At 34.4% G+C, this 10,372-nt stretch carries 9 protein-coding genes; all 9 read right to left on the bottom strand.

The features are described 5' to 3' along the window. Positions 1–69: 69 nt before the first annotated feature. The 9 genes from ACKPBX_RS00560 to ACKPBX_RS00520 all read right to left on the bottom strand — a co-directional run bounded on the left by ACKPBX_RS00560 (position 70) and on the right by ACKPBX_RS00520 (position 10,372). Complete coding sequence (locus ACKPBX_RS00560) at positions 70–258, bottom strand: hypothetical protein (RefSeq protein ID WP_319995718.1); 189 nt, start codon at positions 256–258, stop codon at positions 70–72. Between the two features lie 57 nt (positions 259–315). Then, entirely contained in the window at positions 316–891 is a 576-nt protein-coding gene (locus tag ACKPBX_RS00555; RefSeq protein ID WP_319995717.1) for a hypothetical protein, read from the bottom strand. Further along, the gene (locus tag ACKPBX_RS00550) at positions 884–1,513 is read right to left on the bottom strand and encodes an AbiTii domain-containing protein (protein ID WP_319995716.1); all 630 of its coding nucleotides are present in this window, start codon (positions 1,511–1,513) and stop codon (positions 884–886) included. Before ACKPBX_RS00550 ends, ACKPBX_RS00555 begins: the two co-directional genes overlap by 8 nt. 85 nt (positions 1,514–1,598) lie before the next feature. Beyond that, positions 1,599–2,624, bottom strand: coding sequence for a hypothetical protein (locus tag ACKPBX_RS00545; protein WP_319995715.1), 1,026 nt, complete (start codon positions 2,622–2,624; stop codon positions 1,599–1,601). 306 nt (positions 2,625–2,930) lie between these two features. Next, on the bottom strand, positions 2,931–3,740 hold the full coding sequence (locus ACKPBX_RS00540) for a hypothetical protein (RefSeq protein ID WP_319995714.1): 810 nt from the start codon (positions 3,738–3,740) through the stop codon (positions 2,931–2,933). Positions 3,741–3,876: 136 nt separating this feature from the next. Then, positions 3,877–4,860 (bottom strand): DUF8743 domain-containing protein, encoded by a 984-nt coding sequence (locus ACKPBX_RS00535; RefSeq protein ID WP_319995713.1) that lies wholly within the window; start codon positions 4,858–4,860, stop codon positions 3,877–3,879. Between the two features lie 223 nt (positions 4,861–5,083). Then, the gene (locus ACKPBX_RS00530) at positions 5,084–6,010 is read right to left on the bottom strand and encodes an S-4TM family putative pore-forming effector (protein WP_319996444.1); all 927 of its coding nucleotides are present in this window, start codon (positions 6,008–6,010) and stop codon (positions 5,084–5,086) included. A 7-nt stretch (positions 6,011–6,017) separates the two neighbouring features. Then, the gene (locus ACKPBX_RS00525) at positions 6,018–6,980 is read right to left on the bottom strand and encodes a hypothetical protein (protein WP_319995712.1); all 963 of its coding nucleotides are present in this window, start codon (positions 6,978–6,980) and stop codon (positions 6,018–6,020) included. A 200-nt stretch (positions 6,981–7,180) separates the two neighbouring features. After that, positions 7,181–10,372, bottom strand: coding sequence for a type I restriction endonuclease subunit R (locus tag ACKPBX_RS00520; protein ID WP_319995711.1), 3,192 nt, complete (start codon positions 10,370–10,372; stop codon positions 7,181–7,183).

Below are 10,372 nucleotides of genomic sequence, written 5' to 3'. Positions count from 1 at the left end.
TTATGAAAAACACGTCTTGCGGTATGAATGTGCGTTTCATTCTAAGAGACAATATTTTGATGTGAAAAATCATTTTTTCTCTTTATAAGCAATATAATCATCCAAAGATTTTTTCTTGATTTGGAAAAAAGTATAATCGCAATAAGAACAACTACATTCATGTTCATAGCCATCAGGTGCTGGATAATGTATCTTATATATGTACGAAGTTTTTCCACATTTTTCACAAATCTGTTCTTTATAGAATTGTTTTACCATAAGCCTGCTCCTTTTCATAAAAAAATCAACATTTAGTAAATATTCGTTTCTAAAATGCTAATCGATCAGATTCCAATCAGTATCTATTTTATTGTTTTGGACCACCCAACACCTATCAATTTCAAGCAACTTAAATTCCTTATGTTTATCCCTAGTATCATAATAAGATACTCTAACCTCATCAAAGTTATATTCAAAATCTTTCTTTTTAAGCATAAAATACAAATCGTATCTTTCTATACTTTCTGGCGAAACTAAAAAAGAATAAACACCGTTATCACCAAAAAATAGATTTTCACCATTAATGTTACCATGATTTAATTGTGTCATCATAGATACTTTTTCCCCGTTATTATATAATGCTAAATTGAAATTTCTAATTATTTCATTTTTATTTTTTGTATTATGAATTTCAATCCACATCGGTATCGAAAAATGTAAACCATCAGTGCTAGTTGAGAATCCCCAAGTTTGATTCTTGATAAACTTACTGTACACTATTTTACGATATATCTTAACTTTTCCTTGATTTTTTGAAAGTTGTTTATATGCTTCTTGCATTAGAAATGTAATTATTGATGAAATAAGAGAAATCATAGCACCCACAATCAATAGTTTAAAATTATTACTCACTCGTATATTCCTCCTGCATGCCATCAAAAGATATAACATTCTTTATTTTTTCATTTAACAATCCGACTTGCTCTTCAGTTTTTGATTCTAAATTAATATCCAAGGAATCCAACTCACCAAATTCTTGTTCTATATTAATAAGTATTTGAAGCAACTTAGTTTTAACATTACTGACTATCCCCTGATATGATATATTGCTATATTCTTGAATAATTTTAGTACATTGAACACCTGTATCTTTATAAATTAAACTGGCTAAATAGGTTAAATCGTTAGCTACTCTTTCTTTATTTTCTATCACTTTCTCAATTATTCGTATAGATTCTTTTGCATCAATAGAATCTATACTGTCTCTTAATTGTTTAGGTAACCACTCAATAGGTAATGGATTATTTGTAATTTGAAAGTTACCATTTATGCCTGAATATAATAATCTGTAACCTATATTTCTTCTGTATATCGGAATTTTTGATTTATCTCTGTAACCATTTAACTCTTCCGTAATCCAATTTTCTAATTCATAATTGCCTAAATACATAATAATTACCAATAATCTCTGCAATGTTTCTTCTAAACTAATTTTATTAGTTGCTAAATCTTTAATTACCTGACTTTTAGCCATCGAAACTACTCCTTTTGAATCCATGTTTTTTTGATGCATAATACTGTCAGCTGTCTCGTTTTTTTTAAGTCATGGATTAAACCAATTACTCCAAATATTTAAGGTTAGTAATTATCTTTCTGGTGTCAGATCTTTCTTTAAAATTTGTAGAAATTTTATTTTTTTTAGTAATTTTAGCTACTAAATTGTTAGCTACATAACTAACTATCGGAACAATAATATTGGATTCGATTGAACTATCAAGAGTTGCCATAGCAGTAACAATCAGCACAGGGCCAAGATCTCTTTTTATGAGACATTTTAATTCATTAGTACACTCATCTATCATTCTTAGACACGCCTTAATGTCTTCTTCCGAATGGTTAATGCTAATTATTTCATTTATCAACTTGTTATAGTTATCTATAGCATCAGCATAGCTACGTTTCTCTCTAAATCTTATTATCTGTAAATTAGAGTAATCATGAATATTCTGAGGCAAAAACTGAGAGATTATAAGCTGATGTGTCGTTTCAGCGTTTATATGCTTCTTGATATTATCAAAGTAATGTAAATTCTTCATTGTAGCCATTAGATAGTCATCTACATTAGAATCAGATGTAGGTATAAACCCATGCTTAGAAATCACAGTAGCAAAAGTATTCATATAAAAAAATGCTAAACTTCTGGAAAGTTTTATTTCACCAGCATTTTGACCTCTTTCAGCTAAGCCGTTACGAATTAAATATGCTAATGAAACAGAATTCATCTTCTCATCGTATAAGGTATAATTAAATATCGAGTTTTTATATACAGAATATAAAGTCGTGCTTTTTTCTCTTGATAACTGTGAATAATATAATGGTTCGGGAACAAGATAATCATTCTGATTATCTACAATGTCTTTTATAATTGGGAAAAAAATATTATGAGCCTCAGTTTTATCAGAATCAATTGGACTATAAATTTTTAGAAGGTCAGTATTCTTCCGTATATATCTATATGCTCCTGATGTATGTCTCTCAAAACCATCAGGTATAATTGTCGTAAGATTTTGTTTGTACAGAAGAGCATATTTTAACCAATTAGGATTGCCTACTTCAAATGATGGATAATATAGCTCTTTTAACATACAGTTACCAGCTCTCTATTTTATACGATTTTTTGGTATTTTGCGGGTGATATGGAGGCCTCTACACCATCTCGGAATGCTCGACTATAAAAGGAATAATTGTTTCTTTTATAGTCGAGCATTCTTGATTTCCTTGATTAGGAGTTCTTTACAGTCCTCGCTTATCGAAAACATGGTCAGTCTAAAATTAAAGCCCTGATTAGCAACCTTTTTCATCTCAGGAGCCGTTAATGGAATTCGAAGCTCTTGGAATTTATCGAGTTTCATATAATACTCGTAGTTAGCATGTCCATCACAATCCTGCTCTTACAATTTACCAGTAGCAGTGCCGTATGCAATAATACCCACACCGCTTTTATAAAGAAATACAGTATCGCCCTTCTGGAGTTTTGTGATTTTTTCTCTCCATCCCGGATAATATGCCGCAGCTTTATGGTCTCTCAGCATATCTTCTGTATGCTGTTCATTATTTGAGTAGTTTGTATTAAGAATATACGTATTGCTTTCGTATTCAAGTAAACCTTCTACTGGAGAGTACATATTAAATTCGATGAAGTATTCACCATTAATTTCAAAAACCCAATAAACGACTGCATCGATGTTTAAGCCATTTTTCTTCCAGTACGCAATTGCTTCAACTGTTTTCTGATCTAGTCCATTTGTCACTACAAGAAAATGTTGTTTAAGATTAAATTCCTTTTTGCTAATTCTGGAACTATCAGCAAGATCGAAATACTGTTGATGTATCTCGTATAACTCAGCTCTGGAATCTTTATCCTTTAGATATTTATTAAACAAATCATTCAACTCATCATAGCTACTGTTACCGTAAAGTTGCCCATATCTTAACACTTGCAATAAGTTTTCTTGATGCGAACTCCAACGCTTGAGTTCAAATATGTATAAATCACCATTCTTATCCAGAGCTAATATGTCTGGTTCTTCTTGGCGTGGTCGTTCATTGAAGATAGTCATTAGTTCATTCGTTGATATCAAATCCTGGATGTGATTAGATAATAGATTTTGTAAGTCGAGCTCCGTCCAACCAACTGAACCCAAAGAAACTCTATTTACCTTTGCATAACCTTTTGCTTTCGTATTCAATTTATATAACATAGTATCCTCCTTTAATCATAAGACCCATTTCATACTTTATGAGTCCTTGAATTTCTTCTCAAATAAATTCGCCAAAACCAGTAAACCTAGCCATGAATAACATTTCAAAGCTAGGTCTAATCATTCTTTCAAAATGTTATTTCCACAAGTCATCCAGTGTATTTGCCTCCAACAACTTTGCAAAGGTAGTGTATCTTGGGGCCTGGGGCGCTTTTCCTTTTGTTTGCCCCGAAAGAGACACCTTCTTAATTTGTTTTGCTTCCTCTTTAAAGTACAAGATATACTTATCAGTGTCCTTGTATTTTTCTATCCGCTCAACCTCTGCAACGTGAGTTATTGCAGACATTGGTGCAACCTGATATGCAGCAATATATTTAATTTTACCAAGCATAGCTGCGGAGATTCGGATTTGATACCAGCATTTTTCGCCAATAAAAACATCTTTAAAACCTTCTTCTTTTGCCGGAACAACTATAGTATCTAAATCATCCAAATCTGTAGATGGGAGTACTGCCTCTAAAACATCATCTTGAAATGGTGTAAAACGATGTAGTAGTTTACCATTGTCGACAAAACTTTGAGCCTCAATTATATCTGCTGAGATTTTAATTTTTGATAAAACTCTAGACAGCTGTTCACTTTTTTCATTGATAACAATAATCACTGCAACGTCTTCATCAAAAATTAGCCTGTCTAGGAGTTCGTTGATATTGTTGAACTTTGAGGATACCTTAAAAAAGTCTTCAATCTTCTTACTCTTGGCAGGGTCTGTGTTAATATCGTCAATAAGTATGGTTTTTATTTTATGCTTGCTCATTTCGGAAGAAATCGCGAATCGTAATACCTGTTCGCCAATATGGCCATAAACATCATGGTCACTTAGTTCTATCTCAACAAAATACAGAATGGGTTCATCATGAAACTTCAAATCCAAGTAGTAGCCATCTGGTATTGCTGCACCTTCTTTAGATTTGCCGATTTTCTTTTTAATATCGAAGTATATACCTTGGGTACCAAATATCATTTCAGAATTGGCAACAATTATTTTTTCATATTCTGCTTCATCAGCATATTGATATTCCTTGTAGAGAACGCCTTTATCATCGAGTATTTTATACATAACGAATCTCCTTATTTTCATATTATGAAAGAACTTATACCCTGGATTCCCGATAAAATTTTAACGTGGATCGTTAAAAGCTTGATAAATCAATGTTTACCTGTTGAACCTCGTTATAAACTGTTGTAGAGATTTATAACGAGGTTTGAGGGGAAAGGCCGTAGGTACGAGCTTTTTCAGTACCAAGTAATAATAATCCGGGAATGAAGGTTATACTATTATATCAAAATTTCACCTTATTAAATTCTTCAACTACACATTTTGCAACCTCATTCATATCACTTTCTTGTTCTTCTCTTTTGAAATAATAGATCCAATCCCATATCATAATAGCATTGCTCCTGTAATTAAAAATGCTATCTTGTAATTTTCTCGATGACACAGCCAAATCAGCATCTGTAGAATCACTTTTCATTACCTGTTCCCAAACAACCTCCAACCTACCATGCAATTTCGCACTGCTTATAATCGTGTCATTGTTCTCACAATACCTTCTGAAAATGTAGTATCCAATCGGAAATAGTGGAATAATAATGGATATTAAAGTATCCGGAAAACTATTATTTTCAATAATTGAATACAGAATAATAAAAATCGAACTGGTTGATAAAACGATTATAAGAAAATATTTGTACACAGTCCTCACTTCATTTTCCCACGAAACATTTACTTTTTGACACATAATCCTGGCAGCAGAAATAGCTACATTAGAATATTCTAGTGGATACCAATTCGATAGATTATCTACAGTTTTATTTCTTTTCTTGTACTTCTCAGCTTTGATTTTCAAACCGTTGTGTAAAACTTCTTTAGACCCACAAAGTTGACTATTCCAGCTGATCTCAAGCACGTCAGTATCAAATAACTCTTGAATTTTAGCAGCTTTATCCCTTTGAATTTTCACTTGTTTTTCAAAATAGAAATTATTAATAACCAGAATCAAAATGGCAAATACTGAAATAAATGACAGCCTGCTAATATCATCAGAACAATTTTTTTTTAAAACTGGCAATGTTACCGGAATTAAAACGCTTAGAACAAATTGATAAAAAGTCATTCGTTTAGCTTCAAAATATAATTGCCTTTGCGCTGCTAAGAGGTCAATATTTTTATCTTCATTTTGTCTTTTTGAAATTCCACTATCTATCATCACCTATTTAACCCGTATAACTCGGAAATTCACTCCCGAATATTTCCTTCCATTTATTTATAGCTGCTTTTTGATCTCCTGCTTCTTCCTTATTCCTAGCCGCAACCGCTGTTTCATAATCCGTTCGCGCTCTTCTCGAAATTTTTAATTTTTCCGCATAAGGCAGGATATTTAAGTCTCCCTGTATATTTTTAGGATCGTAAATAGGTCTATATATTGCACCTGCTAAATGACCAAGTAAAGCTTTCACTTCCATATCAATCCACTTTGAGCAACTACCCTTTGTTTCGTAATATTCTAAAATCAAACACTCCAGGGAATACGATCCCATTGAGGGCATAGTTGGCCTTCTATTCCAATATTTAATTGCTCTGATCACATTAAGTACATTGCCATCAAGTGATTGGTTTATCCTTGATATTCTTTGCCCATCTATTCGTGGATCTGTTTTTTTCCAATTGCCTTCACCATCAGGAATGCAATAATATGTCTTCCCGTTAATTTCCGGTTTTGAAAAAAAACAAGGCACAATATCAAAGTTCCAAGGATACGACAGCAGTTTAAGAGTTGCAGCTTCACTTCTTCTATTTATTTCAGCATTTTCGTACTGTGCTATGTTTTTTAAATTAGAAACAAATTTATTGATAACCTTTCTTGAATTTAATTTATTTGTATCATCATGGCACAGGCGGAGAAGGTCTAGGGCTGTTTCCGGTACAGTTAACTCAATTTTGCCACAAGATTCTATGTAAGTACTTCCTTGAGCATTTAAACCGATCATGATATCAATGTCATCGAGTTCACGAATTTTAGTTTTTCTTGAAAATGAACCAAAATATGTGTCGATGTCTGTATATACTTTTGGGAAACCTTCGTTACCCTCAAATGTATGGATTTTCTCTTTTAGCCAGTCTCGGCTACCCCTTGCTTGGACAGTTTTACTTTGGTCAAGATTTACTTTATCTTTCATGAATTCATTAAATGCATTATCAATAGTTATTGCTATTATAATCTCCTCCTTCTCCTATCCGATTGGTGGACCAAAAAGATTTAGTCCACCAATCGGGTAGGAGTTTTTCCTTCTTACCTATTCACAAAATGATACTTGATTTTTGTTAGAGTTCCATTCGGTATCCTTCAATAAGTATTGCTTCGTTAATTGCTTAACTCTTAGAGACTCTCATTCTGACACATCAACTTAGTCTGCTCCATCACGATATCTACTGCTTTTGCAGTCTTATCTGGCGGATATCCATATTTCTTCAATAACCGTTTTATTATCATTTTCATTTTGGCTTGGACGCTGTCACGGATGGCCCAGTCTACGCTGATGTTGTTTTTTATCGACATGGTAAGATCTCTGGCGATTTGTTTCAAAATATCTTCACCCATAATTTCTTTTGCAGATTCATTATCTGACAATGCATCGTAGAAAGCCAATTCATCTGGGGTTAAACCTGTGCTCTCGCCGCGTTTTTCTGCCTCACTTATCTGTTTAGCAAGTTCAATGAGTTCCATAATTACTTGAGTTGTTTCAATGGCTCTGTTCTGATATTTTCTAATTGCACCTTCCAAAAGTTCAGAAAACTTCTTAGACTGCACAAGATTGCGCCTTGAGAAAGTTTTAATGCTTCCTTGAAGTAAGCGATTCAAAAGTTCTACAGCCAGATTTTTTTGTTTCATTCCTTTGACTTCTTCAAGAAACTCATCAGAAAGTATTGCAATATTAGGTTTTGAAAGCCCCACTGATTCCAATATATCAATGACTTCATTTGAAGAAATAGATTTTGATATTAACTGGTTCAATTCACTGTCCAGCTGGGAAGTTGTTTTCTTCTTGTTCTCATCATTAATAATTTTTACAAGACTTGCTTTAACAGCTTTATGGAATCCAATCTCAACATTGAGTCTTTCAGCAATATCGGTCGTTGCGCAGAGAGAATAAGCCCTAGACATTTCGGTTACTAGCCGGATGTAATCGTTCTTTCTTTCCTCACGAAGACCGATGATGTAATCCATCGTTTCAACAATAGCTTGCATTTTCTCACTTGGCTTACCAGTGAAGAACTTGTTGTAGTCGTGGCCATGCAGCAACTCTTTGATCAAATCATGCTTTTCAAGCAGAATCATGGATGCAACTTCTGTATCAACACCCGTAGTGTTTTTATCACTTTCAGTGTATCGAGAAAGCGCTTCTTTTAAATTCTCTGCTATTCCAATATAGTCAACAATAAGCCCACCTTGCTTATCTTTGAATACTCTGTTAACCCTTGCAATGGCCTGCATTAAATTGTGACCTTTCATAGGTTTATCAATATACATGGTGTGCATGCTCGGGACGTCAAAACCAGTGAGCCACATATCTCTAACGATGACAAGTTTCAACTCATCTTTCTTGTCTTTCATACGTTTAGCTAAAGTTTCTCTATTGGCCTTAGTTCCGATATACGCTTGCCAGTCAGCCGGGTCAGAGGAGCTGCCTGTCATTACAATCTTTATTTTTCCGCTCATTAATTCATCGCTATGCCAGTCCGGACGAATCGCTATTATCTCTTTGTATAGATCAATTGCAATTCTTCTGCTCATGGCAACAATCATTGCTTTGCCACCTTCATTTTCTTGTGCCTGCTCACGCTTTTCAAAGTGCTCAACAATATCTTTTGCTATTTGTTTTACACGTGAATTGGTCCCGACAATAGCCTCGAGTCTAGCCCATTTGCTCTTGAGTTTTTCTTTTTGGTTATATTCTTGGAACTCAGTTATTTCGTCATATTCGGAATCGATCTTGGGCTTCAAGTCTTCCGGGAGATCCAGTTTTGCGATTCTGCTTTCATAGAATATCTTAACTGTAGTTCCATCTTCAACTGCTCTGGTCATATCATAGACGTCTATGTAGTCACCAAATACCGCTCTGGTATTTTTGTCGGTCAATTCAACTGGCGTACCAGTAAAACCGATATAAGACGCGTTTGGAAGACTGTCCCGCATATATTTTGCGTAACCATATTTTACATCGACTTCATCGTTATTCTTAACTATATCAGCACCAAATCCATATTGACTGCGATGAGCTTCATCTGCCATGACTATCACGTTTTTACGGTCAGTAAGAACCATGCTCTTCCCATACTCGACTGGATTTTCAGCAACCTTATCCAAGTGCGAATAATTATCGATGCTTTCTTTTAATTCATTTGCAACAGGAGCAAACTTGTGAATGGTCGTAAAAATAATGCCACCACTAGAACGATTATTAAGTAATTCTCGCAAATGCGTTCTATCTGATGCTTGAACTGGGGTACTTCGGAGAATATCCTTACTCTTCAGAAATGTTCCGAATAACTGGTCATCCAGATCATTTCGGTCTGTAATAACTATAATTGTCGGATTTTCAAGTTCCTCGCTGATTACAAGTTTCCCAGCGTAGAATGCCATAGATAGACTTTTTCCGCTGCCTTGCGTATGCCAAACAACACCAATACGTCTATCCCCAGATTCCAAAGTAGCACGTTCTGTACTCTCAACCGCTTTGTTAACTGCGTGATATTGATGGTATCCGGCAAGGATTTTTATTGTATCCGCACCATCACTCTGGAACAGTACAAAATGCTTAATAATATCAAGGAACCGATCAGTTTGAAACATCCCTTTAATTAATACTTCAAGCTGAGGTATGGACAGAGATGCTACATTGTCACCATCTATCGTACGCCATGCCATGAATCTGTCTTCATCAGATGACAGGGTACCAGCTCTGGCATTAACACCGTCACTGGTCACCATAAATGAATTATAGGTGAATAGTGAAGGAATAGTCATTTTATATGTCTGAAGCTGGTTAAAAGCATCAGTAATATCAACATTTTCATCACTGACACTTTTTAGTTCAATAACTACTAGAGGAATACCATTTACAAAAGCTATAACATCCGGCCTTTTTTCTACCCCATGTTCAACAATTGTGAACTGGTTAGCAACCATGAATTCGTTGTTTAACGGTTTTTCTAAGTCAAATAAATATACCTTTTCAGTTCTATAACTAGCATCTGTCTGCCTCACCTGAACATCAATGCCATCGGTTATCATTTTTTGAAAAGCTTTGTTGTTCATAATAAGGCTAGGGCTCTGAGGAATAACTATCTGCCTAAATGCATCATCAATTGCACTGCTTGGCATCTTTGGATTTATCCTTGTGAGAGCCTCTTTAAGCCTGTCACTTAGAATAACGTCACTATAATCTTCACGTTCAGGATACTCTCCATCTGGTGCAATATCAGGACCGAAAACAATCTCATAACCTAGCTCATCAAACCATTCAATGGTGGCTTCTTCTAAGTGGGATTCACAGAAATTTTTGGGCAT

The organism is Trichococcus shcherbakoviae (assembly GCF_963666195.1).
Classification (GTDB): Bacteria; Bacillota; Bacilli; order Lactobacillales; family Aerococcaceae; genus Trichococcus; species Trichococcus shcherbakoviae.
The sequence above is the reverse complement of the archived record's forward strand: the minus strand, read 5'-3'. Positions and strand labels throughout refer to the sequence as shown.

Excerpts from the sequence above, each read along its gene's own strand:
- ACKPBX_RS00520 (WP_319995711.1), bottom strand. The coding sequence starts at position 10,372 with ATGCCCAAAAATTTCTGTGAATCCCACTTAGAAGAAGCCACCATTGAA.
- ACKPBX_RS00530 (WP_319996444.1), bottom strand. The coding sequence starts at position 6,010 with ATGATAGATAGTGGAATTTCAAAAAGACAAAATGAAGATAAAAATATT.
- ACKPBX_RS00540 (WP_319995714.1), bottom strand. The coding sequence starts at position 3,740 with ATGTTATATAAATTGAATACGAAAGCAAAAGGTTATGCAAAGGTAAAT.
- ACKPBX_RS00535 (WP_319995713.1), bottom strand. The coding sequence starts at position 4,860 with ATGTATAAAATACTCGATGATAAAGGCGTTCTCTACAAGGAATATCAA.
- ACKPBX_RS00550 (WP_319995716.1), bottom strand. The coding sequence starts at position 1,513 with ATGGCTAAAAGTCAGGTAATTAAAGATTTAGCAACTAATAAAATTAGT.
- ACKPBX_RS00560 (WP_319995718.1), bottom strand. The coding sequence starts at position 258 with ATGGTAAAACAATTCTATAAAGAACAGATTTGTGAAAAATGTGGAAAA.
- ACKPBX_RS00525 (WP_319995712.1), bottom strand. The coding sequence starts at position 6,980 with ATGAAAGATAAAGTAAATCTTGACCAAAGTAAAACTGTCCAAGCAAGG.
- ACKPBX_RS00545 (WP_319995715.1), bottom strand. The coding sequence starts at position 2,624 with ATGTTAAAAGAGCTATATTATCCATCATTTGAAGTAGGCAATCCTAAT.